The organism is Indibacter alkaliphilus LW1, from assembly GCF_000295935.2.
GTDB lineage: Bacteria > Bacteroidota > Bacteroidia > Cytophagales > Cyclobacteriaceae > Indibacter > Indibacter alkaliphilus.
This window is the reverse complement of sequence record NZ_ALWO02000036.1, coordinates 35,447-60,529: the sequence shown is the minus strand read 5'-3', so window position 1 is coordinate 60,529 and position 25,083 is coordinate 35,447. Positions and strand designations below refer to the sequence as shown.

Below are 25,083 nucleotides of genomic sequence, written 5' to 3'. Positions count from 1 at the left end.
TTTGTATATTATCCGTATGGATGCAATTCAGCTTTTTAATCAGACTACATTAGAGTGTTCAAAACTGATCACTCAAAGGTACAGCACGAGCTTTACCTTGGGTATCAAAACACTTGACAAGAAATTTCATCTGCCTATTTATGCCATTTATGGTTTTGTGCGCTATGCCGATGAAATCGTAGACACTTTTCACGATAAGGACAAAAAAACCTTGCTTGAATTGTTCAAAGAAGATACGTATAAGTCAATTGAAGAAAAAATTTCACTCAACCCTGTTCTTCATGCATTTCAACTGATCGTCAATCAATATCAGATTGATCTTGATCTCATTGAGGCGTTCTTGAAAAGCATGGAAATGGATTTGGATTTCAAGACTTATGATGATTCCAAATATCACGAATACATTTATGGTTCTGCTGAAGTGGTGGGGCTGATGTGTTTAAAGGTTTTTTGTGAAGGAGATAACCACCTTTACGAAAAATTAAAATCACCTGCCTGTAAGCTGGGAGCAGCTTTCCAGAAAGTCAATTTTCTAAGAGATATTAAAAGTGATTTTGAAGAAAGGGGAAGAGTATATTTTCCAGGTGTAGACTACAATAATTTTAACAAATCTGTAAAGACTCTTATTGAAGAAGATATTCAAAAAGACTTTAACGATGCTTTGATCGGCATCCAACAACTTCCAAAAGGAGCAAAACTTGGTGTCAAAGTAGCCTACCTTTACTACCTCAAGCTCTTTACCAAAATTAAGGGGCTAGAGCCGGAAATCATTACACATCAAAGAATCAGAATTCCAAATTCCAGAAAATTATCCCTGCTTCTAGGGACATATTTTGGGATGAAGTTGGGATTGAGCTAGGAGAAATTATGGAAAAGTACCTATACCTGATTTTAAATATTCTGGCGACATCATTACCGCTGATCAGGTCTTTTTCCGAAAGGACTTATTTGCTTCTATTTAGGAAAGAATCATACAGCCCAAAACAATTCCAAAGGTCAAAAGTTTATAACCTATGATGAATCTCCGTGTACATATAGATCAGCATTCAGGCTTTTGCTTCGGGGTGGTTTATGCCATAGAAATGGCAGAAGAAATACTGGAAGAACAAGGATATCTCTACTGTTTGGGAGATATTGTGCACAATGACGAAGAGGTAAATCGACTGACAAATAAGGGCCTCAAAATCATCTGTCATGATGATCTGAAAGACTTATACAATGAAAAGGTGCTTATCAGAGCTCATGGTGAACCGCCTTCTACTTACGAATTGGCGATCAATAACAACCTTACCCTGATCGATGCAAGTTGCCCGGTAGTGCTCAAATTGCAGTATAGAATCAAAAACTCCTTTGACAAAGAGGAGTCTATCTACATCTATGGTAAGCATGGGCATGCAGAGGTGATAGGCCTGTTGGGACAAACCAACAATAAAGCAGTTGTTTTTCAGGATATCAATGAGTTGGACTTGCCGAACCTGCCAAGGAATATCACTTTATACAGTCAGACTACTAAAAGCACAGACAAATTTTATGAGATCAATCAAATCCTGAAAGAAAACGGAATTACAGTCAATACCAATGACACAATTTGTAGACAGGTGTCCAACAGGGATAAGGAATTGAGAGATTTTGCAGAAAAATTTGACCATATAGTTTTTGTCAGTGGTACAAAATCTTCCAACGGAAAAGTTCTCTATAATGTGTGCAAAGAAAAAAATTCCAATACTTATTTTATATCTAACCCTGAACAAGTAGATAAAAATTGGTTTAAAAATGGTGAAAGTGTTGGAATATGCGGAGCTACCTCTACACCTATGTGGCTGATGGAGCAAGTGAAAGAAAGGATTGAGGCCTTTTAGGTAGCAGATTCTTCCTACCTTTGTACTGTGCAGACAACTTCTACATATATTGAAAGAAAAATAGATCCTAAAGGGATTCTTATAGCCTCAACGGTAATAATCCTCTGGGCAATTTCTTTATTTTTTTTATTGCAATGGGACTTCAGCTGGTATAATCCACTTACCTATTTGGCAGTGTTGGTTCAAATGCATCTCTACACAGGTTTATTTATCACTGCACATGATGCAATGCATGGTATAGTGTCTTCCAATAGAAAAATAAACCATACCATAGGCTGGATTTCAGCTATTCTCTTTTCTTATAACTTTTATTGGAAATTATACCCCAAACACCACGAGCACCACCGTTTTGTTGCGACAGATAAGGATCCCGATTATCACCATTCGGGAAATTTCTTTATTTGGTATTTGAGCTTTATCAGACAGTATGTGACTATTTGGCAAATGCTTTTGATGGCAGTGACCTTTAACATCCTCAAGCTGTATCTTCCCACAGAGAATCTGATTGTCTTTTGGATGCTACCTGCGATTCTTTCCACCTTGCAGCTTTTTTATTTTGGAACCTATCTACCTCACCGGGGAGAATCGAACAATAAACACCACTCTCAAAGTCAGTCAAAAAATCATATATGGGCTTTTCTTTCCTGTTATTTTTTTGGTTATCACTTTGAACATCATGATTCTCCGGGGACTCCTTGGTGGAGGCTTTGGCGTGTAAAAGAAAATTCATAATCCTGAATAGATATTTTTTTCAATGAATTTAGCCTTTTTATAAACAATTGTCAGTTTTCAAGCTTTTACAAATATTGTTGATACCCAACTATGAAACATTCTTTACTCTTTTTTCTGATTTTATCCCAGGTAACATTTCTATTTGCTCAAGAAGGAGCTATAAGGGGCAGGGTTTTTAATCCAGTCAATAATGAAGGAGTTCCCTTTGCAAATGTGGTTTTGCTCAATACGGACTATGGAACAGTAACAGATGAAAATGGTGATTACGAGATCATAGGAATTACTCCGGGTCTTTACAATGTAAGGGCCAGTTTTATAGGTTTCAGAACCAAAACTGAATTTGAAATCCAGATTACAAGAGCGAGAGCCGTACGGCTTGATTTTGAACTGCGTGAGGAGGCCTCAGACCTGGGTGAGGTCACGGTAGAGGCCGGTTTTTCCAGGTCAGAAGACAAGCCCATTTCTGTCCGTAGTCTCAACACCAATGAAATTGAGCGCTATCCAGGTGGCAACAGAGATATCAGCAGGGTGATTCAGTCCCTACCGGGTGTTGCCAGCACTGCGAGTTTCAGAAATGACATCATAATCAGAGGAGGTGCTCCCAATGAAAACAAATTTTTTATTGAGGAGATTGAAGTTCCAGTTATCAACCATTTTGCTACACAAGGTTCCTCTGGAGGTCCGGTAGGCATCTTGAATGTAAACCTGATAAAAAATGTGGATGTGATCACTGGGGGATTTCCCGCAGACAGGATGAATTCCCTGAGTTCCTTTTTTGAATTTGACCTAAAAGATGGCCGGAAAGACAAAATGTTTACCCAGGTTACGCTTGGAGCAAGTGAATTTACCCTTTCCAATGAAGGACCTATTGGAGAAAAAACCACTTACCTCGTGTCGGCCAGACAATCATATTTGCAGCTTTTGTTCAGAGCATTGGGTTTGCCTTTCCTACCTACCTTCAATGACTTTACAGTCAAAACCAAAACCAAAATCAATGACAAAACTGAGTTGACATTTTTGGGAGTTGGTGCGATTGATTTGTTTTCTCTAAATTTTGATACACCCGGTAATGAAACAGAGGATGAAAGAGAAAACAGGCTATACCTGCTTGAAAACCTGCCAATATCCACGCAGTGGAATTACACGACGGGGTTAAAATTGAAGAGATTCAGAGAGAATGGATTCTGGACTTTTATTCTCAGCAGAAATATGCTGAATAACCGCTCTTTCAAATATTTCCAAAATGATGATACAAATCCCGACAACTTACTTTTTGATTATACCTCTCAGGAAAGTGAAAATAAGGTCCGTATTGAGAACAGCATTTTCAGAGGAAGGACTACTCTTAAATATGGCATGAATTACGAATTCGCCAGATATTTAATCAACAATTTTGACAGGTTCACTTTAGCAGGAGAAGGCGGGATAATAGAGGTTAATGACAGAAGTCTTTTCAATAGCTATGGAGCATTTATTTCTGCCAGTCAGACTTCCAAAAATGACAGGCTTTTATTAACAGGTGGGGTGCGGGTCGACGGTTCAGATTTTGGGGAAACTGCCAGAAACCCTTTGAACCAGATTTCACCCAGGTTTTCACTCTCCTATCAGATTGTCCCACAATTATTTTGGACAGGAAATGTAGGTGTATATTATCAAAAACCGCCTTATACTGCCTTGGGCTTTAGGAATAATGAAGGTGAATTGGTCAATCAACAAAATGATATCAAGTTTATCCGATCCACTCATTTTGTCACAGGAATTGAAAAAGTGATTCCTGAAAAAAGCAGAAGGTTCAGTTTGGAGGGGTTTTATAAACTATATGCCAACTATCCTTCTTCACTCAGGAACGGGATTGCTTTGGCAAATTTGGGGGCTGATTTTGGAGTCATAGGGAATGAAGCCGTCAATTCAGATTCAGAAGGAAGAGCCTTTGGCTTGGAATTTTTGGCCCAGCAGCGCTTATTCAATGATTTTTTTGGAATAGCCTCAGTTACTTTGGTCAGATCGGAATTCACAAATCCCAATACTGTAGGCTTTGTGCCTTCTGCATGGGATAACAGGATCATTGTTAGTCTTACAGCAGGAAAGCGCTTTGCCAGAAATTGGGAAGTGGGAGCACGTTGGAGATATTTGGGAGGTTTGCCTTACACTCCTGTAGATGTGGAGGCCTCATCTTTAAGAGAAGTCTGGGATTTACGTGGCATGGCCATCCCGGATTTCAATAGGATCAATGCGGAGCGACTTAATGCATTTCATCAATTGGACTTCCGGATAGACAAAAGGTACTTCTTTGATAAGTGGAATCTGAATTGGTATTTGGATATTCAAAATGCCTATAATTTCAGGGCAGAACAGCCACCCCTATTAGTGCCTGAGCGGTCTGATGCCGGTAATTTGATAGTAGACCCGTTAGATCCAAGCCGCTATAAAATGAGGCTGGTAGAAAACCCTGCTGGAACTATTTTACCAACTATTGGCATCATTGTGGAGTTTTAAATCCAAATACGGTTGATTTCCTTATTTTTGTCCCGATGAAGAAAATGATGCTTTTCTTGGGGCTTTTTTGGTATGCCTCCGGAATATTATTGGCGCAGGGAGTAGAGGAGGCCGATAGAAAAGCAGGTGTAGCTGAGAGCCTCTTTGATTTTGGAGATGCAGTCATTGACTTTATTTCCGGAGAAAAGTGGGCGATTATCCCTGCGGTGGTCTATTCACCTGAAACAAGCCTTGGCCTTGGGGCAAGAGCTATTCGTGTTTTTAGATTTCAAAATGACAGCAGTAAAGTACTCAGACCCTCTACTCTACCCATTACGTTTTTGTATACACTGAATAATCAGACGATTTTCACCACAGAGTTAGACCTCTGGGCCAATGAAAATAGGGATTATCTGAATGCCCGGTTTGAGCTTTCAAATTTCCCTTTTCGATATTTTGGAATTGGAAACGACCCTCTTTTAGCTGAAGGTGAGTTTTATACGACCAGATTTGCCTATTTCCACCTGAACTACGAAAGGAAAATAGCGAAAGGAGTCTATTTGGGGCCTCGCTATGAATTCAGAATCGATGATATTAGAGATAGAGAGGTGGGGGGTGTTTTGGAGTCTACGCAGCCTCTGGGCTTTGATGGGCAAAGGCTCTCCGGTTTGGGCATTGTTTCAAAATATGATACCCGCGATAATATATTTCAACCAAGCCAAGGCTGGAACAATAGCCTTTCATGGATGGGTTTTGCATCTTTTTTAGGCAGTAATTTCACATTTAGCCAATACATGCTAGACCTGAGAAAGTATCTAAATGTGACTCATAACCAGGTTCTCGCAGTACAGTCTTGGTGGAGTTTTACCACTGGGGAAGCTCCTTTTCAGCATATTTCCCTCATCGGGGGAAGTGATAGGATGAGAGGTTATTTTGAAGGTAGATATAGAGACCGTCATGCCATGGTGCATCAGTTGGAGTATAGATTGCCTGTTTATAGGAATTTTGGAATGGTGTTTTTCGGGCATGCCGGTCAGGTTGCTCAAAGTCCTGAACAGTTTGACTGGAGCAGATTTCGTTATGGGGGAGGGTTTGGGTTCCGCTACAAGCTCAATCAAGACGGGCTGAATATCAGGCTGGACATTGCCTTTGGAGATCAAAGGGCTTTTTATTTTGGGTTAAATGAGGTGATATAAGCATTCGTTCAGGTTCACAAATGAAAAAACCACCTTCTACACAATAGATTCCAAGTAGAGGTGGTTACAAGAAATTACGCTTTTAAAGCTTACTGAAAGTGATAAAGGAAAACCAATACTCCAGAGAAAGCTGGTTTTCTTTGGTCTTTGATTTCAAGTTTTACATTCACCTCAGCCTTGATAGTACCTCTGAGGTTGACGACATTTTTCAGGTTGGCATTCAGCCTGACTTCATTTTCAACCAATACAGCTTGGGCAAATCGCAGATTCTCGATCCCGTAATTGACCATCATTTTGAGATTTTCTACCTGGACAATCTGCTCCCATAGGTAGGGAACGAGAGACAATGTCAGGTAACCATGTGCAATGGTATTTCCAAATGCCCCTTCTGTCTTTGCCCTTTCGGGGTCAGTATGGATCCACTGTTGATCTAAGGTTGCATCTGCAAATTTTTGAATCTGCTCCTGTGTGATCTTATGGTATTCAGATAATCCAAGGTCTTGGCCTATGAATTTTTCGAAGTCTTCAAAGCTTCCTATGGTAATCTGGCTCATGTGTTATAAATTTTTGGAAAATAAAGGTATTTAAAAAAATACAAATTCAAGTTGACAGGAATAACTTTATGGAAATTTGTAGAAACAATAACCAAACTTTAAGCTCATTGGATTGCATAGAACCCCTGACAGGTTTAATCAGCTGCAAAGCCAAAAAAACTTATAGAGAGGGTGAGACCTATCAGGTTTTTAACCATCTCCATTAAATTGAGAAAGTAGGGATAAATATTGGTGAAATCCCGGTAATTTTCAGGATTGGATTTTAATTATGGATAGTAAAACAAAAGCATACAAATATATTCATGGCTATCAGGAGGTCGAGCAGGAAAGATTGCGCGAGCAGGCATCTGTGATAGAAAGGCCGATTTACGATTACATAGATTTTTCAAAAGTGGAGGAACTCCTTGAGGTAGGCAGTGGTGTGGGAGCTCAGACAGAGATTCTTCTCAGAAGGTGGCCTCAGCTGAAAATCACCGGTGTAGAGTATGAGTCCAAGCAAATCCGCAAAGCATTGGACAATATGAAAGCCCTGGGGTATGGCAAAGAAAAGGTTAACTTTATTCATCAAGATGCTAAAAAGCTTTCTTTACCAAAAAAATATGATGCAGCATTTATCTGTTGGGTTTTGGAGCATATCCCAGAGCCTGTCAAGGTGCTGAAAAGTGTCAAAGGTAATCTGAAAACCGGTGCGATGATTTCTATAACGGAGGTTTTCAATGCTACTTTTTACACCTATCCGCTTATGCCAGAGGTCATGGACTATTGGAAACTGTATAATGATTATCAGGTTTCAATAGGTGGAGATCCACAGGTCGGCGCAAGGTTAGGGGATCTTTTGGAGGAAGCTGGTTACCAAAATATTCAACTTAGGAGTGGAGGTTTTCATCTGGACAGCAGACAGCCTGAAGAGAAGCAAAAAGTATTTTCTTATTGGAAAAACCTAATGAGCTCTGGAGCACCAATATTGATAGAGGAAGGTATTGTATCTGCCCAGCAGGTTTTGGAAATGCAGATGGCTATGGATAGATTAAAATCCATGCCGGAATCAGTTTTTTATTACAGATTTATTCAGGCTACCGCCTATGCTTAAACCATGAAAATACTCAGGAGAATTTTTCGTTTTACGCTCAAATTGGTTCTTTGGTTCTTTCTCATCACCATAGGACTTACGGTCTTATATAAGTTTGTACCTGTCCCCATCACACCTTTGATGGTGATCAGGCTTTATGAGCAAGCTGTTGATAAGGAAAAATCATTGAAGCTTTACAAAGATTGGGTTCCCTTGGGCAAAATCTCAAAAAACGCCCCACAGGCTGTGATTGCTTCCGAGGATCAGAAGTTTTTGGATCATAATGGATTTGATTGGGATGAGATGAAAAAGGTGTGGGAATCCAATAAGCAAGGAAAAAAGGTAAGGGGAGCAAGTACCATTTCCCAGCAAACCGCTAAAAATGTGTTTTTGTGGCCGGGAAGAAACCTTGTCAGAAAGGGGCTGGAAGCATATTTCACCTTTTTGATTGAGATGATCTGGGGGAAAGAGAGGATTATGACCGTTTACCTCAATGTCATAGAAATGGGTGAGGGGATTTATGGAATAGAAGCTGCTGCACAGCATAACTTCAAAAAACCGGCAGAAAAACTGAACAGGAATGAAGCAGCCTTGATTGCTGCAGTATTGCCAAATCCCAGACGCTGGTCTCCTGCCAGACCTACTCCTTACATATTAGGAAGGCAGGTTTGGATTTTGAGACAGATGAACAACCTGGAGCAGGTGGAAATGGGTGTTTGATCAGATAAATTTTAATACTTCATCAAGATACTCCCGGGTATTGGAAAGCCTGGGTACCTTATTTTGTCCGCCCAATTTCCCTTTGGATTTCAACCATTTCTGAAAAACCCCGGAATTGACAAGATGGACTTTTGGAGCTGAAAGTGCGAGGTCCTTATAGCGCTTTGCGTCATAATCCGAATTGATTTCCCTGAGGGTTTTGTCAAGAATCTCACAAAATATACTTTCGTCACTGGGAAAAGTCTGAAATTCCACTACCCACTCATGAGCGCCCTTGCTTTTAGACCCTCCAAAATAAACCGGAGCGGCAGTAAAATTGGTGATTGTCGCCAAAGTGGCATCTGCAGCGGCTTGAATTGCCCTTTCTGCGTTTTCTACTATGACCTCCTCCCCAAATGCATTGATGAAATGCTTGGTCCTGCCTGAAATTCTAAAACGGTATGGATCAGTATTGGTGAACTTGACAGTATCTCCGATTTTGTATCTCCAGAGACCACCATTGGTAGTAATGATGATTGCGTAGTTTTTGTTTGTTTCTACTTCCCAAAGTGGGATTACTTTGGGTTTTTCATTCTCCCATTCTTCCATAGGAATGAATTCGTAGAAAATACCGTAATCCAACATCAAAAGGAGCTCATCTGATTCTTTCTGATCTTGTATACCGAAAAATCCCTCAGAGGCATTGTAAGTTTCCATGTACCTCATTTTATCAGAAGGAATCAGTTCCCTGAAGAGGTTTTTGTATGGCCCAAAAGCTACCGCACCATGAAAAAAGACCTCAAGGTTTGGCCAAACCTCTAAGATGTTATTGGCGCCTTTGATTTCAAGTATTCTCTGTAAGAGTACGATGGTCCAGGTTGGGACACCGGACATGCTGACCACATTTTCGTCCATTACCTCTTGGGCCATTCTTTCAATTTTGGATTCCCATTCGCTCATCAGTGCGACTTCCAGACTTGGTGTTCGCGCAAATTGCGCCCAAAGCGGTAAATTATGCATGATGACAGCAGAAATATCCCCCACTTGGCTGCTTTTATTAGAGGCGCTGAGATTTTTGGTCAGGCTTCCACCTATTGTGAGGTTTTTTCCCGCAAAAAGCTTGCTGTCGGGATAATTATTCATGTAGATGGAAAGCATATCTTTCCCGGCTTTGAAGTGACAGTCTTCTAAGGATTCTTGCGAAACAGGGATAAATTTGCTTCTACTTGAGGTAGTGCCCGAGGATTTTGAAAACCATTCAATGGGTGTCGGCCAAATCACATTTTGATGCCCTTTCATTGTTTTCTCAATGTAGGGCTTCATTTGTTCGTAATCGTGAATGGGAACCGCCTGAGCAAACTCCTCATAAGAATTGATCCTATCAAAATGGTGTTTTTTCCCAAACTCTGTGGTTTTTCCAAACTCAAGCAGTTCATCAAAGACGTTTTTCTGAGCTCTGAAAGGCTGCTTTTTAAAATTTTCGATCTGACCAATGCGGCTTTTCAAAATCCAGGAGATAAAAGAATTGACAACTTCCATTAGTTGAATATTTTTCTTTTCAGTTCAAAATGTTGGCCAAGATACACTCTCCTGACTTGTTCATCTGCTGCCAATTCCTCGGCAGTACCGGCCTTCAAAAGTTTGCCTTCAAACATCAAATATGCCCTGTCGGTAATGGAAAGGGTTTCATTGACATTGTGGTCGGTGATGAGTATTCCTATATTTTTGTTTTTGAGTTTGGCTACGATGGTCTGAATCTCTTCTACTGCGATCGGATCCACTCCTGCAAAAGGTTCATCTAAAAGCACAAATTTGGGGTCTACAGCCAGTGCCCGTGCGATTTCTGTCCTTCTTCTCTCTCCCCCGGAAAGTACCATTCCCAAGTTTTTGCGAACATGGGTAAGGCTGAACTCTTCCAAAAGGCTTTCAACTTTCTCTTTCCGTTCTACCTTGTTTTTGTTGGTCATTTCCAGGACAGCCATGATATTTTCTTCTACTGAAAGTTTCCTGAAAACAGAAGCTTCCTGGGCAAGATAACCGATTCCCAATTTGGCTCTTTTGTACATGGGAAGCTTGGTGATATTTTGATTTTCTAAAAATATTTCACCATGGTTGGGCTGAATCAGTCCAACAATCATGTAAAAGGAGGTGGTTTTTCCGGCCCCATTGGGACCAAGTAGACCAACAATTTCACCTTGTTCCACTTCTACAGAGATGTCATTGACGACTTTTCTGCCTTTATAGATTTTCACCAAATTATCGGCCCTTAGCTTCATGCTCAATCAAATTTTATATCCTTCACGTAAAGTTGCAAGGTACTGTTGTTCCTAAATGTATTCTCCCTTATCTCAAAAGCCAAATCGAATCGCATTTTTCGTAAAAGCATTTTATAAATAATCTCATCAGGGAAGATGGTTTTGTCAGCCATTCCAAAAGCAATACAGATTGGTTTGGTATCAATGCCGTCCTGCACTACGTTGAATCTTAGGTGCTTGTCTTTTAATATCCTTACATTCTCTGCAAAGACCTGCTTCAGGCAGAAAATCGGTTCCGGATTTCCGGGACCAAATGGGGCCATTTGCTTCAGGATATTGTAAAATTTATAATTCACCTGATCCAATAGGATCTCATCATCTATTTCAAGAACGGGCTTCATGTGTATGTCTGAAATTCTTGAGCTGACTACTTCCTCAAATTTTTTCTGAAATGCAGGAACTTTGTCCACAGACATGGTGAGGCCAGCAGCATACTTATGGCCTCCAAACTGCTCCAGCAAATCACTGCATTCGGAAATGGCTTCATAAATATCAAAATCAAATACAGATCTTGCTGAGCCCGTAGCTTTGTTGTTGGATTCGGTAAGGATAATTGTTGGACGGTAATACTTTTCTATACATCTGGATGCAACTATACCAATCACTCCCTTGTGCCAATCTTCTTTAAAAAGTACAGTAGTTTTCTTTTCGATCTCCATGCTCTCTATCATTGAGAGGGCTTCTTTGGTAATATTTTCATCGAAATTTTTTCTTGCTGCATTGACCGTGTCTACTATTTCTGCTCTGGCCAGAGCATCTTCCAGGTCTTTGGAGATCAATAATTCTACTGATGCCTTGGCATGCTCCAACCTGCCTGAAGCATTGATTCTTGGGCCGATTTTGAAAACGATATCTGAAATCTCCAGCTCTTTTTCTATTCTGCTCCTCAGCATCAAGGCTTTGATTCCAGGCCTGGGATTGTTATTGATCCTTTCTATTCCATAAAAGGCGAAGATTCTATTTTCCCCTGTGATCGGTACAATGTCAGCGGCAATGCTAATGGCCAAAAGATCAAGATATCCCATGACCTTACTTGAATCCTCTCCCCTTTTTGCTGCCATAGCCTGTACCAGCTTGAAACCAACTCCACAACCGCTCAACTCTTTATATGGGTATTTGCAATCCTTTCTCTTGGGGTCTAAAATGGCAACAGCAGGTGGCAGTTCCTCTCCTGGAGTGTGGTGATCACAGATAATAAAATCCACACCCAACTCTTTTCCCAGCTTGACTTTTTCTATGGCCTTGATGCCACAATCCAATGATACGATCAGGGAATATCCGTTTTCTGCAGCAAATCTCACCCCCTTTTCTGAAATTCCATAACCCTCCTTGTATCTATCCGGGATGTAAAAATCCACTTTGTCGTAAATTTGGCTCAAATAGCCATACATCATGGCTACTGAGGTGGTGCCATCTACATCATAATCCCCATAGACTAGAATCTTTTCATTGTTCTCAATGCTTCTTTCAAGCCTTTCTACCGCCTTATCCATATCCTGCATGAGCATTGGATCATGCAGTTTGTCCAAATCAGGCCTGAAAAAATCCTTTGCCTTTTGAAAAGTATCTACGTCCCTGTTCACCAGCATATTGGCCAAGATGGAATTGACGTTGATTTCCTTACTAAGGGTTTTTACCGCTTCGCTATCGGCCTTTTCCCGTATCATCCATTTGTATTCCATAGGGCTAAATTACTAAAGTCCTCCTCTATATTCAGGAGATTGAAATCATTTATTTCGTAGAATTGTAAGAAGGATTGAATTGGTTGAATTTAAAAAGTTTCATATTCAGAAAAGAATTTTTTTCTACTTTTGAATATGGACAAAGCGATCACACAAATTTTTGACAAAGCCGAGCGCTTGATGCATAGGTTGAACTTCACTATCACCAAAGAAGATAGAAATAGACCTTGGGGTGGTTTTTTGGTCATTGAAGAAAGTCAGGCCGAAGCATTTGCAGCCCAGTTTTTCCCGGAAGAGGATTTTGAAGCTTTGAAAATTTCAAAAAAACTCAGCCCAAAGATACTTTTGGTTGCGCCGGGCAAAAGGCTTTCCTGGCAGTATCACCATCGCAGAGCAGAAATCTGGAGATGTATTTCCGGTAAAGTGGCTGTCGCAACATCATTGACTGATGTGGAAAAGGCGCAGCATATATTAAAGGAGGGTGACAAAATCAAGCTTCAACAAGGCGAAAGGCACCGACTCATAGGTTTGGAAGACTGGGGAATGGTGGCCGAAATATGGCAACACACAGATGCTTCACACCCTTCTGATGAGGAAGATATTGTGCGTCTTCAAGATGATTTTGGAAGGTAAGTCCGATAATTGATTTCCTTTTTGGTCCAGGCCTACTCCTAAATCAAGAAAATAGCTTAACCCATATTTTCGGGTCTGATCATTTAATAGGATTACCGGGGAGCCGTTTGGCTTCCTCCCAAAAAACATCCATTTCTGCCAAGCTCATGTCTTCTATTTTTTTACCGGCTTCTTTGGCAGATTTTTCCAGATATTGGAAGCGTTTGATAAATTTTAAATTGGTTTTTTCCAGTGCTTCTTCTGGATTGATGTCAATAAATCTTGCATAATTGATCAGGGAAAAAAGTAGGTCTCCAAATTCACCTGTAGCTTTTTCTTTGTCTATTTCTTTTTCATCAGCAGCATTGAATTCGGACTTGAATTCATCCATTTCCTCTTCTACTTTTTCCCAGACCTGATGTTTTTCTTCCCAGTCGAATCCTACGCCACGGGCTTTTTCCTGAATTCGCATCGCTTTGATCAATGCCGGTAAGGACTTTGGAACCCCGCCGAGAACTGATAGATTGCCTTTTTCTTTCAGTTTGATTTTCTCCCAGTTTTCTTTAACAGTTTGTTCATCCTGAGCTATTGTATCACCATAAATATGAGGATGGCGACGGATTAGTTTTTCACAAAGACTTTCTATGACAGTCGTGATGTCAAAGGCTTTTTTTTCAGAACCGATTTTTGCGTAAAAAACTATATGCAAAAGTATATCTCCCAGTTCTTTTTTGATTTCTTCCAGATCATTTTCCAAAATGGCATCTGAAAGTTCAAAAGTTTCTTCAATGGTTAGGTGTCTAAGGCTCTCAATCGTTTGCTTTTTGTCCCAAGGGCATTGCTCCCTAAGTTCATCCATGATGGTCAATAATTTATCAAACGCAGCTAATTGCTCTTTTCTTTGTGACAATTGGGACATAAGCGGGGAAACTATAATTTAATTGAGGACGTTTTGAAAGTATTACGTAAATTTGGACAAATTTAATTGATATGGCAACCTTGTATTTGACTTTAGGCTTTTTGGCACTCTTCTTTATTTTGATGTCAGTAAGACTAATTTTATTGAAAAACGGAGAATTTAAAGGCACCTGTGCCTCACAGAACCCTTATTTGAATAAGGATGGCGGTACATGTAGCTATTGTGGCAAAACCGTAGATGCAGACAGCAGTTGTGGCAACCCTGACAATGAAGTGGATAAGGTTCTTGCCAAATTCAAATAATCGCCTTTTCAACTCCTGGGTTTTCCAGGATTTTTCTATTTAACTATTAATCTATTTTAGAGTGGCTTTAATCAAATCAATCTCTGGTATACGGGGAACTATCGGTGGAAAACCTGGAGAGGGCCTCACCCCTTTGGATGTTGTCAAATTCACCTCTGCTTATGGAAGCTGGGTGATCAAGCATACCCAAAATCCCAAAGTTGTTATTGGAAGAGATGCCAGGATTTCGGGAGAAATGGTGTCCAAATTAGTGGCTGCAACACTTCAAGGCTTAGGCATTCATGTCATAGACTTGGGTTTGAGTACCACCCCTACTGTTGAGTTGGCAGTTCCTTTGGAAAATGCGGGAGGAGGTATCATCTTGACAGCTAGCCATAATCCTATTCAATGGAATGCGCTTAAACTGCTCAACAACAAAGGAGAGTTTATTTCCGATGCTGAAGGAAAAGCAATTCTGGATAGTGCAGAAAAAGAAGACTTTACTTTTGCAGAAGTAAAAAAGCTTGGTGCATATACCCAAATTGATGATTACATAGAAAGGCATGTGCAGCATGTTCTTGGCTTGGATCTTGTGGATGTAGAGGCGATCAAAGCGAGGAATTTCAAGGTGGTGATTGATTGTGTCAATTCAACCGGTGGTATCGCGCTTCCGAAGCTTCTGAGGGCATTGGGCGTAGAAGAGATTGAGGAAATGTATTGTACACCAGATGGGCATTTTCCACATAATCCTGAGCCATTGCCGGAAAATCTGAGAGACATTTCTGAAAAATTGGCAAAGGGGAAGTTTGATTTGGGCATCGTAGTCGACCCGGATGTAGACAGGCTTTGCTTTATGAATGAGGACGGAAGTCCTTTCGGTGAAGAATATACACTAGTGGCGGTAGCAGATTATGTACTTGCCAATACTCCCGGAAATACAGTCTCAAATTTGAGTTCTACACGTGCATTAAGAGATGTCACCCAAAAAAGGGGAGGACAATATGAGGCAGCAGCTGTAGGCGAAGTCAATGTCGTCAACAAGATGAAAGAAACCAATGCGATTATCGGGGGAGAAGGCAACGGCGGAGTGATTTACCCTGAATCCCATTATGGCAGAGATGCTTTGGTGGGGATTGGTCTGTTTTTGACACATTTAGCAAAGTTTGGGAAAACCATTTCCCGTCTTAGAGCAAGCTATCCCAACTATTACATTTCCAAAAATAAGATAGAATTGACTCCTAACATCAATGTAGACAACGTGCTTGAGGCTATTAAGGAGAAATACAGTAAGCATCCTATCAATCTCATAGATGGTGTAAAGATAGAATTTGAAAAAGAGTGGGTTCACTTAAGAAAATCAAATACCGAACCCATCATAAGAATTTATTCTGAGTCTGAATCACAGGCAACAGCTGAACACTTGGCAAATAAAATCATTATGGACATCAAAGAAGTCATTACGGGAAGCTAAACTTCTATAGGCTTCTTTGCAGAGCATAACATCAACCCAAATACTTGAAGCATGAGAGTTTACTTTGACAATGCAGCAACTACTGCCATGGATGGTAGGGTAGTAGAGGCTATGATTCCTTTTATGAAGGATCATTATGGCAATCCTTCTTCCGTACACAGTCATGGAAGAGAAGTACGTACAGCCATTGAAAGAGCAAGGAAAAAAGTTGCTGAACTTTTGAATGCCAGTCCTTCTGAAATTTTTTTCACTTCTGGGGGAACAGAAGCAGATAACACAGCCTTGGTTTGTGGAATTGAGACTTATGGGATTCAACACGCCATTACTTCAGCTATTGAACACCATGCTGTACTGCATACCTTAGAGCATTGTGCCCAAAAAGGAAAAGTAAAATTGAGTTTGGTCAAGGTAAACGAAAAAGGGGATATTGACCTGGATCATTTGGAGGAATTGTTGAGATCCAATCCAAACTCCATGGTTTCCATCATGCATGCCAATAACGAAATCGGTAATATCAATGACCTGAGTGCGATCGGTAAACTCGTGAAAAACTATGGCGGCTTTTTTCACTCTGATACTGTACAGACTATGGGGCATTACGAACATGATCTGAAAACCCTTCCTGTTGATTCACTTGTTGCTGGAGGGCATAAATTTCACGGGCCAAAAGGTTCGGGTTTTTTGTATATCCGAAAAGACAAAAAAATCCACCCATTTATCTATGGGGGAGCTCAGGAAAGAAATATGAGGGGTGGAACCGAAAATGTAATCGGGATAGTAGGGATTGCCAAGGCGCTTGAATTGGCCTATGAAGACATGTCTGGCCATAGGGCACATATTGAAAACCTGAAAAAACACTTTATAGAAAGTTTAAAACAACAAATTCCTGAAGTCAGCTTCAATGGGAGATCTGCAGAAATGCAGCATAGCCTTTACACAGTTTTGAATGTGAGTCTGCCATATTCTGAGGAAAACTCCGGTATGTTACTCTTCAATCTTGACCTCAATGGGATTTCAGCTTCTGGAGGTTCGGCCTGCAGTAGTGGTGCATCAGTAGGTTCTCATGTGCTGAGAAGCTTGAAAGCCGATCCTCAACGGGAATCTGTGCGTTTCTCTTTCAGCCGTTTCAATACTATTGAAGAAGTGAATTATACTGTGGAAAAGCTGAAAGAGCTTTATGGCGTGCCAGCATAAAAGCCGGCTTGATGTCGGCTTTTTTAATTTGAAGAGTTCGGGATATTGCAAATACGTTGCTCAGGACTCTTTTTTTAAATTTTCATCTCCAAAGCTTTTTTCACCAATTCCACCGCGGTACTCACCCCTAGCTTGCTATGGATTTTTTTTCTGTGAGACTCCACTGTATGTTGGCTAAGGCTTAAGAGTTCAGCGATTTCCTTATTCATTTTTCCATCCTTGATGAGCCTAAGTATTTCTGTCTCCCTTCTTGAGAGTTTAAATTTCTCTTTGAAATGATCTGGGTATCCATCAGGCTCATTCTGAAACTCCACTCTTTTGTAATCCAGGATATAGGATCCTTCAAAAACCTCCCGCACGGTATAAATTAATTCATCAGGGTCTGAACCCTTCAGGACGTAGGCATCAGCTCCAGCCTTGATGGCTTTTTCATAAATTAGGGGGTCGTCATACATGGATAGGACGATGATTTTAGACCTTGGCTGTTTCTTTTTGATAATAGAAATAACACCCATTCCGTCCAACTTGGGCATATTCATGTCCGTGAGAATGATATCCACATGATTCTTTTGGATATATTCCACGAGATCTTTCCCATTGTGGAAAATGGCCCTGACTTCAAAGTCGTCTTCCTCTTCTAAAAGCCCTTTGATTCCCATAGCAAACATCTTATGATCATCTGCCAGTGCTATCCTTATCATAAATTTTTTGTGGGGAGTGATTAATACAACGGAAAAGATAGTATAAACTACTTATTTTGGCAAGTAAAGTTTGATGAGTGTGCCCTTGTCCTGTTCAGAGTCTATTTGAAAGTCCCCGCCCAGCATTTTCATTCTTTTCTTAAAATTGGCCATACCTGAGCCTTCGCTTTTGTTAGCTGTGTCAAAACCAATTCCATCATCCTGTATTAAAATGAGTTTGCTATCATTTTCATTTTTAATGGTTATTGAGATTGTGTTTGGATTGGCGTGTTTGATGGCATTATTTAAAGCTTCTTGTATAATTCTGATCAAGATCAGTTTTTCGTCCTTTTTCAGGCTGAGTGGTTCGCCTTCTATTGAAAAATCTGTCTGACAGAATTCTGCTGCTTCAAGTTTTTCCAATTCCCTTTTGATAAAATCTTCCATGTTGATAGATTCTACCCAGTCCAAATTCAAGGATTTGGAAAGGCCTCTGATTTCTTTGATCACCTGATTGATGATATTTCTTCCTTCAGATATTGATTCAGGTTTGGATCTGGCAAAATTTATTTTGGCAAGAGAAAGCATTTGTCCGATATTGTCGTGGAGCTCTCTTCCCACATGCGAAAGGGTATCTTCCTGAATTTCCTTTTCTACATTCAGGATTGTATTTTCAAATTCAGCCTTCATTGAGGCTACTTTTTGCCGGTTCTCCAGTTGGCGTTGCCTGTGATAGATGACCATGATGACAATAAAAGAAACCATCAAGAGCATTAGAAAAAAGCCCAAAAGAATGATTACAAACAGATCTGAACCGTTATTTTCCATTGGTAAATGCTATAAGGGAACCACAGGGGATTAAATAGAAAGGACAATCAACCCTTTAAATTATGGTTTTATCCTCAAATTTTATTTTCCCTGCAAAAGAATTTGATCAAAGGATGAAAATTGGGGTATAAAAAGCAATAAATGTAAGTTCAATACCTCTGGGTCATGAAATTGATGTATCTGAAATATTTTCGCTTTTAAAAACCAACGGAGCATAAAAAGCCAGGCCCATCACCAAATACATCAAAACACTTAATGCCCTGATAAGATTATAAATTCCGTATATCAAATCAAGGTTATCCATATTGACCAAGGGTATTGAGGCAAAAAACAGCAAAGAGCATGAATAAAAAAACATGATTGCGGTCACTATCCAAAATGAGGGTATTGCTACTATATTTTCGTTTTAGTATTGATTATCCTTGATGATCAAATAAAAGAAATGTATGCAGCATAGGATCAAGACGATAGCAGATGGGATCAGAGAATAAGTTTGGAAAACCTCTGTGATAGGCTGATAGAAAAGTGAATTGATCAATGCCCAGACCACCAATAACAATCCCGAAATAAAAATTCTGAGTGTCACTTTTTTTTGCTTGAAGATGAGGGTAAAAAAATAGAGTAAAAGCAAGGTCTCCGCATGAACAAACAAAAGATTATGGAAGAGTGAATTGTTTTGGGAGTTTTGAATAGTTTAGATACTATAATTTCCTATATATTTTAAAATAATTAAGTAGTTCGTTTAGCCTATTAATAACGAATTTTTTTTAAATTTCAAAATTTCTCAAATATTCTTGCTGAGATAAACAAATATTTTTACATTTAATTTCACTAAAACCTATTTAATATGAACAAGATCAAAAAAATGAGAATGAATTATCTTAAAAGTATTGGTAGAGGTTTGGCCGCAGTTGATGTACAAGGAAATCCAATAAAGCAGCAAACTTTATCAATATGGTTTAGTAGAAGTCAGGTGGAAAATTTATTAAAATTAACTGATGAAAAAGAAGGTGGTGTAAGAATTTTCTTCGCTCAATATGATGAAGATACGATTCCTACTGGACTAGAAAATGTCAAAGAAAAATTAATAGGAAAGCTAACTGTAGCTTTAGCTCCTTGTAAGGTAGATGAAGTTCCCCATGTTGAAAGCTTTATAAATGGTGGTACAATTTGTCCTCCATTTTGCATGCCTCCCCCAACTTGGGAATACGAAATAGCTAAAAATGCAGAGGAAGATATCTTAGAAGCCGCAAAACTTTAATTTCAAACTAAAAGCTACTATTAAGTAGCTTTTTTGTTAAATTGTTAAAATTACTAAATTGTCATTGGAGGTCAATTTTCCTGTTGATAATCAGTTTATTGAATTTATTTTGACTTTAAGGTGGGAGAATTTTTGAAAATCAAAGGGGCATAAAAGGCCAAACCCATGACCAGGTACATGCTTGACCCAAGAATTTTCATTAAAAATCTCAGTTGATCAAAAAGTTGTAAGTCCATGACCTTATATGAAAAATTGAATGAAAGAAAATATAGGAAAGTGCAGGCATAAAAAAACATCAAAAACGATACGATCCAAAAAGAGGGGATTGAGATCAGGTTTTTATCTTCAAAAAGATTTTTTGAAAAAATACTGTAAAAAAAATATAAACTCATCCCAATAATCATTATACTACTCAAAGCCCAAGTGTAATTCTGAAAGGAAGTGGCAATAGGTTGGGAAAAAAGAGAATTTAAAAGGATAAAAATGAGGTAAATTATCCAAAGAAAAAGAATGTATTTATTACGACCCATCAGGAAATAGAAATAAAGGAAAATCAAAGAAATACCAATTGACAGGTAGCCTATGTTGGCAATAAAAGAATTATTGATTCCCAAGCTGCCCAAATGTTTTAACTTAACTTCTGTAGCACTTATTACTATTAGTTTTATCAACACGATAATGTGCTGAATCCTATACTCCTTTGATGGCATAAAAAGGTATGGAATACTCAGCAACATTCCCAGAATGATCAGCCCGTTATACCACGTTATTGAACTCATATTCTTTATTATGGATTACAGGAAGGAGGGCATAATTCTCCGGCATTCATTGGGCTAATCCCACCATCACTTTTTAAACTTTCTGGTTCAGTTTCAGACGATAATTCACTGTAAATATCTTTGTATTCTTTTTCGGTCTTGTCACAGGCCACCAATGCCACAGATACCCTGCCTACATATTCTTCTCTGTTTTTTCTGTCATGGGGAAGCATTTCTACATTTTCCTTGTCATACTGTCCGAAGTAGATTTTGATTCCGCCGGTTTTGGGATCAGTCATATCTAAGAGTTTTTGGATGGAATCCCTGTCAAACCAAACCCAGTCAGATTGCTCCTCTATGGGCTTTCCTTTGCCGTTGTTGGCCTTGATACTTTTTTTGGCTGCCTTTTGATAGGCTTTTCTGAATGCTTCCAATTCTTTTCTGTTCATGATTTTTAAGTGTTATATGTGGATGTTTTTAGAAATACAGGGGAATGGAACCTCTTTTAGTCATTGGTGACCGGAGATTGGGTAGAATAAATGCAAACCCAAATACCAAATACATCAAACTTGCCATTAGCTTGTTCAAATTAAACATGATATTGACATTTTTGACTACAAATTCCGGATAAAGTTGGTATGCTCCAAATAGTAACAGGGCTTCTAAATAAAAAAAAAGTACCACGAAACCTATCCAAAAGTGCGGAATGTAGATGAGTTTTTTTTCAGGATCGATCCTCAGTGTCAGAATCTGCCGGATTAGTCGGCAGGATAATACAATAAGTAAAACACCAAAAGGAAATAAAGAATAATACTGTAAGGCACCTGAAATGGGCTCAAACAAAAGACTGTTAAGAACTGCCCAGATGAACAATAGGCCAGTCAGCTGTACCGTCCTTTTTCTCCATACCAAGGACTGTTCGAGGGAATAAAAATAGGCAATGAGCAGAAAAGACTCCAAATATATCCATCCTATATTGTACAAGAGCGTATTGTTGATTTTTTGGGAAGCAGTATATGCCCCGGCCAACTCGAGAACCAACACCACAAAAAGAGTAATGGAGATAAGGTTGATTTGGGTTTTGCTTCTCTTCCCGAATTTGGGTCTTAAAATGAGGAGTAGGATTAAACTTAACCCTATTATAAAGTGATAAAAACCAAACAATATTCCTTCTTTTGATGAGCCTGAAAAGTAGTGTAAAAATAAAAGCCAAAAAATCCCCTGTACAGGGTAATTTTGAAGCAAAATGACACAAAAAAAGGAGCTGGATGACTCCAACTCCTTTTCCTTTATGAAATTATCTTATTAAACGTTGCTTTGCCAGTAAACTTGAAACTTAGTATCAAGGATTGTCTTTATAGAATATCAAGCAATTTCGAATATCGATTAGTTTCTATTCAGACTATTTTATAAGTCAGTTAACAAACTGGCATCATTACTTATTTTTATAAAAAACCAGTAGACCTTATGCAGTCTTTTTGGCAGGTGCTGCCTGAGAGGCACTGTCCGATTCCAGTTCTCTCTTCATCAAATCTACCACGATAGGTGTAGCGATATAGATGGAAGAGTAAGTACCTACCAATACACCAATAAGCAATGCAAAGGAGAATCCTCTTAATACTTCACCACCGAAAATCAACAAGACCAATACCACAATCAAAGTAGTAGCAGAAGTGATCAAGGTTCTGGCCATTGTTTGATTGATGGCATCATTGAACATCTTGACCAATTTGGATGTACCTCTATTGCTGATGTTTTCTCTGATACGGTCAAATACAATCACGGTATCATTGATAGAGTAACCTACTACGGTCAAGACAGCAGCAATAAACACCTGATCGATTTCGAAGGTCGCTCCCAAAGCACTGGCTATGGCAAAAGCCGCAATCACAAAGAATACGTCATGCACCAAGGCAATGATAGATCCCAGCGAGAACTGCCATTTACGGAACCTCAACAAGATGTAAAGGAAGATGGCTACCAGGGCAAAGAACATGGCACTGGCAGAAGAGTTTTTGATATCATCTGCCACGGTAGCCCCTACCTTGGAAGAACCGGTAATAGCATACTGGCTTTCTTGGAGGTTTTCGGCGTCAGTAGTGAAGGTTAAGCCAAGTACGGAAGCAATTCCCTCCCTGACTTTAGTTTCTACTTCCGTATTTGAGGCATCATCATCTTCATTGATGAGGTAGGAAGTTGTTACTTTTAGGATGTTGTTTGCACCATAAGTTTTTACTTCCACAGAGCCATCAAACTCGCTGTCAAGGCCAATTTTTAATTCTGATGCAGAAACAGGTTCTGCAAACTCCACAATATAGGATCTACCACCTGTGAAATCCACACCGAATTTCAGACCATTGATCGCAGCAATCGCCATACCTACTACGATAATAGCTGTCGAAATCAGATAAGCAACTTTTCTTTTGCTTAGGAAATCTATATTCAATTCACTCAATACATTTTTAGCAATTGGTGTATCAAAAGAAATCTTGCTCTTATCACCCTTAGCTGTCATCCAACTTACGATCACCCTGGTGATAAATACCGCAGAGAAGAAAGATGATGCTATACCGATCATCAAAACGATGGCAAAACCTTTAACCGGTCCCTGCCCCAAAGAGTAAAGGATAGCCCCAGTAAGGAATGTGGTTACGTTAGAGTCAAGAATTGCGGAGAAAGCTTTGTTGTAGCCCTGATTGATTGCTACCAGTAGTCCTGCGCCGTTTCTCAGTTCCTCTTTGATCCTTTCAAATATCAATACGTTGGCATCTATAGACATACCAATGGTCAGTACAATACCTGCAATACCTGGTAAGGTCAATGCTGCACCTAATTGGGCGAGAATCCCCAAGATAAAGAAGATGTTGAACACCAAAGCTGCGATAGCTACCAATCCGCCTTTAGCGTAGTAGGCCACAATAAACAATACGACCAATGCTAAGCCCGCAACCATGGAAATCAACCCTTGATTTAGCGCTTCTTTACCCAAGGTTGGACCTATAATGGCCTCTTCCACAATTCGGGTAGGTGCAGGAAGTGAACCTGATTTCAGGATATTGGCCAAATCTTTGGCTTCGTCTATGGTAAAATTACCGGTGATTTCTGATTGTCCGGATGGAATCTCACTCTGTACTACCGGAGCAGTATAGACATAGTCATCCAATACGACAGCGATTCTCTTACCGATATTTTCTGAAGTGAGTTTTCTCCATCTTCTGGCACCGTCCGCATTCATTTGCATGCTCACAGCAGGTCTGGAAGACTGATCAAGGGTTTGTCTTGCATCTGTGATCACATCACCTTCAAGTAGCGCTTGGTCACTTGCTCTGTTGTATTTGATTCCAAATAGCTCCAGAAGTTCCATATTGCCTTCAGCAATTGGCTTTACAGACCATAGGAATTTTACATTTCTAGGTAAAAGAGACTTCACATCTTCTCTGGCAAGTAGCCTGTTGATGGTTACAGTGTCCCTTACTTCATAGACCAATCCCTGATTGGATCTTGTCAGAGAGAAAATAGGAGAAATCTCAGAGGAGAAATCTTCCCCGGACTCTTCTGCCAATTGCCTTTCAAGTGCAGATGCTAAATCTTCTTCTTCGCCAGACTCCTCGCCTTCTTCTTGGTCATCTGATGAAGGAGTGCTAGGAGTCGATTTTTGTTCAGCTACCAAAAGGCTGTTGACGGCCTCAAGCTCACTTAAATACTCATTGATTTCTGCTACTTCCCAGAATTGAAGTTTGGCAACTCCCTGTAAAAGGTTTCTTACCCTTTCAGGGTTATCCACACCTGGCAATTCTATCTGAATTCTTCCTGAACCCTGGATTCTTTGAATATTTGGCTGGGAGGTACCAAATCTATCTACCCTAGTTCTAAGGATATTGAATGAACGCTCGATGGCATTTTCGATTTCGTCATCAATTATACCCAAAATATCAGAATCGGAAGTATCCAATGAAATTCTGCCTCTGTTTGCCGCTGTAGCAAAGATCTCGCTCAATCTTCTATTGGATGCAGCCTGCTGCCATTGAGAATAGAAAAGATTGACGAATTTTTCATTGCTTGTTTTAGCTGCCTCTGTAGCACGGTCAAGGGCTGTATTGAAAGCGGCATCCTTGCTGTTACCTGAAAGACCTTTTAGGATTTCAACAGGAGAAACCTCTAAAGTCACGTGCATACCTCCCTGTAGGTCAAGACCAAGACCAAGTTCAGTTTCTTTGATTTCTTTGTATGTGAATTTAGCCCCAAGGAAGCTGTAAACCGGCTCCCTGTAAATTGAGTCCAGGTAGGCTTGCCTTCTGGAATAATCCACATTCCCAACCTCATCAGTGGCAAATTCCACAGCTTTTTGGTTGATATTATTTGATACAAACGTAAATGACAGATAGTACAGACAAAGTGCTGTAATAATCAATGTCAAAAACACCACGACACCTTTGTTACGCATGTTAATTATGAAGTTAAATTGTTAATTACTGATTGATGCTGCCGGAGATCCAGC

At 39.7% G+C, this 25,083-nt stretch carries 24 protein-coding genes; 12 read left to right on the top strand and 12 right to left on the bottom strand.

The genetic code is table 11. The features are described from left to right. Positions 1-16: 16 nt before the first annotated feature. The 5 genes from A33Q_RS11585 (at position 17) to A33Q_RS11565 (ending at position 6,262) form a co-directional block, all read left to right on the top strand. On the top strand, positions 17-859 hold the full coding sequence (locus A33Q_RS11585; protein ID WP_009034898.1) for a phytoene/squalene synthase family protein: 843 nt from the start codon (positions 17-19) through the stop codon (positions 857-859). 154 nt (positions 860-1,013) lie between these two features. After that, a complete protein-coding gene (locus tag A33Q_RS11580; RefSeq protein WP_016255153.1) occupies positions 1,014-1,859 on the top strand; it encodes a 4-hydroxy-3-methylbut-2-enyl diphosphate reductase in 846 nt (281 codons plus the stop codon). 27 nt (positions 1,860-1,886) lie between these two features. Continuing rightward, positions 1,887-2,591, top strand: a complete 705-nt coding sequence (locus A33Q_RS11575) for a fatty acid desaturase (RefSeq protein ID WP_009034900.1) — start codon at positions 1,887-1,889, stop codon at positions 2,589-2,591. 90 nt (positions 2,592-2,681) lie between these two features. Then, positions 2,682-5,087 carry a TonB-dependent receptor gene (locus A33Q_RS11570; RefSeq protein WP_009034901.1) on the top strand — a complete coding sequence of 802 codons (2,406 nt, stop codon included), beginning with the start codon at positions 2,682-2,684 and terminating at the stop codon, positions 5,085-5,087. A 35-nt stretch (positions 5,088-5,122) separates the two neighbouring features. After that, positions 5,123-6,262 carry a BamA/TamA family outer membrane protein gene (locus A33Q_RS11565; protein ID WP_040490411.1) on the top strand — a complete coding sequence of 380 codons (1,140 nt, stop codon included), beginning with the start codon at positions 5,123-5,125 and terminating at the stop codon, positions 6,260-6,262. Positions 6,263-6,351: 89 nt separating this feature from the next. On the opposite strand, the gene A33Q_RS11560 is transcribed toward A33Q_RS11565, so the two are convergent. After that, complete coding sequence (locus A33Q_RS11560) at positions 6,352-6,816, bottom strand: MaoC family dehydratase (protein ID WP_009034903.1); 465 nt, start codon at positions 6,814-6,816, stop codon at positions 6,352-6,354. Between the two features lie 268 nt (positions 6,817-7,084). On the opposite strand from A33Q_RS11560, the gene A33Q_RS11555 reads away from it, so the two are divergent. Next, positions 7,085-7,906 (top strand): class I SAM-dependent methyltransferase, encoded by an 822-nt coding sequence (locus A33Q_RS11555; protein WP_009034904.1) that lies wholly within the window; start codon positions 7,085-7,087, stop codon positions 7,904-7,906. Between the two features lie 3 nt (positions 7,907-7,909). After that, positions 7,910-8,605, top strand: a complete 696-nt coding sequence (gene mtgA, locus A33Q_RS11550) for a monofunctional biosynthetic peptidoglycan transglycosylase (protein ID WP_009034905.1) — start codon at positions 7,910-7,912, stop codon at positions 8,603-8,605. On the opposite strand, the gene A33Q_RS11545 is transcribed toward mtgA, so the two are convergent. From A33Q_RS11545 to recJ, 3 genes are read right to left on the bottom strand one after another with little or no spacing between them, the layout of a single operon-like run. Continuing rightward, on the bottom strand, positions 8,606-10,123 hold the full coding sequence (locus tag A33Q_RS11545) for a GH3 auxin-responsive promoter family protein (protein ID WP_009034906.1): 1,518 nt from the start codon (positions 10,121-10,123) through the stop codon (positions 8,606-8,608). It lies immediately after the preceding gene. Beyond that, the gene (lptB, locus tag A33Q_RS11540) at positions 10,123-10,860 is read right to left on the bottom strand and encodes an LPS export ABC transporter ATP-binding protein (protein ID WP_009034907.1); all 738 of its coding nucleotides are present in this window, start codon (positions 10,858-10,860) and stop codon (positions 10,123-10,125) included. Before lptB ends, A33Q_RS11545 begins: the two co-directional genes overlap by 1 nt. Positions 10,861-10,862: 2 nt before the next feature. After that, the gene (gene recJ, locus A33Q_RS11535; RefSeq protein ID WP_009034908.1) at positions 10,863-12,581 is read right to left on the bottom strand and encodes a single-stranded-DNA-specific exonuclease RecJ; all 1,719 of its coding nucleotides are present in this window, start codon (positions 12,579-12,581) and stop codon (positions 10,863-10,865) included. A gap of 135 nt (positions 12,582-12,716) precedes the next feature. On the opposite strand from recJ, the gene A33Q_RS11530 reads away from it, so the two are divergent. After that, positions 12,717-13,214 carry a cupin domain-containing protein gene (locus A33Q_RS11530; RefSeq protein ID WP_009034909.1) on the top strand — a complete coding sequence of 166 codons (498 nt, stop codon included), beginning with the start codon at positions 12,717-12,719 and terminating at the stop codon, positions 13,212-13,214. A 79-nt stretch (positions 13,215-13,293) separates the two neighbouring features. Here the strand turns inward: A33Q_RS11530 and mazG are convergent, their stop codons facing one another. Then, positions 13,294-14,112 carry a nucleoside triphosphate pyrophosphohydrolase gene (gene mazG / locus A33Q_RS11525; protein ID WP_009034910.1) on the bottom strand — a complete coding sequence of 273 codons (819 nt, stop codon included), beginning with the start codon at positions 14,110-14,112 and terminating at the stop codon, positions 13,294-13,296. Positions 14,113-14,183: 71 nt separating this feature from the next. Between mazG and A33Q_RS11520 the strand changes: the two genes are divergently transcribed. The 3 genes from A33Q_RS11520 (at position 14,184) to A33Q_RS11510 (ending at position 17,058) form a co-directional block, all read left to right on the top strand. Further along, complete coding sequence (locus A33Q_RS11520; RefSeq protein ID WP_009034911.1) at positions 14,184-14,414, top strand: hypothetical protein; 231 nt, start codon at positions 14,184-14,186, stop codon at positions 14,412-14,414. A 61-nt stretch (positions 14,415-14,475) separates the two neighbouring features. Continuing rightward, the gene (gene glmM / locus A33Q_RS11515) at positions 14,476-15,864 is read left to right on the top strand and encodes a phosphoglucosamine mutase (protein WP_009034912.1); all 1,389 of its coding nucleotides are present in this window, start codon (positions 14,476-14,478) and stop codon (positions 15,862-15,864) included. A 51-nt stretch (positions 15,865-15,915) separates the two neighbouring features. Continuing rightward, complete coding sequence (locus tag A33Q_RS11510) at positions 15,916-17,058, top strand: cysteine desulfurase family protein (protein WP_009034913.1); 1,143 nt, start codon at positions 15,916-15,918, stop codon at positions 17,056-17,058. Between the two features lie 74 nt (positions 17,059-17,132). Here the strand turns inward: A33Q_RS11510 and A33Q_RS11505 are convergent, their stop codons facing one another. The 3 genes from A33Q_RS11505 to A33Q_RS11490 all read right to left on the bottom strand — a co-directional run bounded on the left by A33Q_RS11505 (position 17,133) and on the right by A33Q_RS11490 (position 19,152). After that, entirely contained in the window at positions 17,133-17,759 is a 627-nt protein-coding gene (locus A33Q_RS11505) for a response regulator transcription factor (protein ID WP_009034914.1), read from the bottom strand. A gap of 51 nt (positions 17,760-17,810) precedes the next feature. After that, on the bottom strand, positions 17,811-18,566 hold the full coding sequence (locus tag A33Q_RS11500) for a sensor histidine kinase (protein ID WP_009034915.1): 756 nt from the start codon (positions 18,564-18,566) through the stop codon (positions 17,811-17,813). Between the two features lie 406 nt (positions 18,567-18,972). Next, complete coding sequence (locus A33Q_RS11490) at positions 18,973-19,152, bottom strand: hypothetical protein (RefSeq protein ID WP_016255148.1); 180 nt, start codon at positions 19,150-19,152, stop codon at positions 18,973-18,975. A 261-nt stretch (positions 19,153-19,413) separates the two neighbouring features. Between A33Q_RS11490 and A33Q_RS11485 the strand changes: the two genes are divergently transcribed. Then, complete coding sequence (locus tag A33Q_RS11485) at positions 19,414-19,827, top strand: hypothetical protein (RefSeq protein ID WP_009034918.1); 414 nt, start codon at positions 19,414-19,416, stop codon at positions 19,825-19,827. A gap of 104 nt (positions 19,828-19,931) precedes the next feature. Here A33Q_RS11485 and A33Q_RS11480 read toward each other — a convergent pair whose 3' ends face one another. From A33Q_RS11480 to secDF, 4 genes are all read right to left on the bottom strand, one after another. Continuing rightward, the gene (locus A33Q_RS11480; RefSeq protein ID WP_016255147.1) at positions 19,932-20,606 is read right to left on the bottom strand and encodes a hypothetical protein; all 675 of its coding nucleotides are present in this window, start codon (positions 20,604-20,606) and stop codon (positions 19,932-19,934) included. Positions 20,607-20,614: 8 nt separating this feature from the next. Continuing rightward, entirely contained in the window at positions 20,615-21,034 is a 420-nt protein-coding gene (locus A33Q_RS11475) for a hypothetical protein (protein ID WP_009034920.1), read from the bottom strand. A 28-nt stretch (positions 21,035-21,062) separates the two neighbouring features. Next, positions 21,063-21,629 (bottom strand): hypothetical protein, encoded by a 567-nt coding sequence (locus A33Q_RS11470; RefSeq protein WP_152527406.1) that lies wholly within the window; start codon positions 21,627-21,629, stop codon positions 21,063-21,065. A gap of 421 nt (positions 21,630-22,050) precedes the next feature. Beyond that, complete coding sequence (gene secDF, locus A33Q_RS11465; protein ID WP_009034922.1) at positions 22,051-25,029, bottom strand: protein translocase subunit SecDF; 2,979 nt, start codon at positions 25,027-25,029, stop codon at positions 22,051-22,053. Positions 25,030-25,083: the final 54 nt, after the last annotated feature.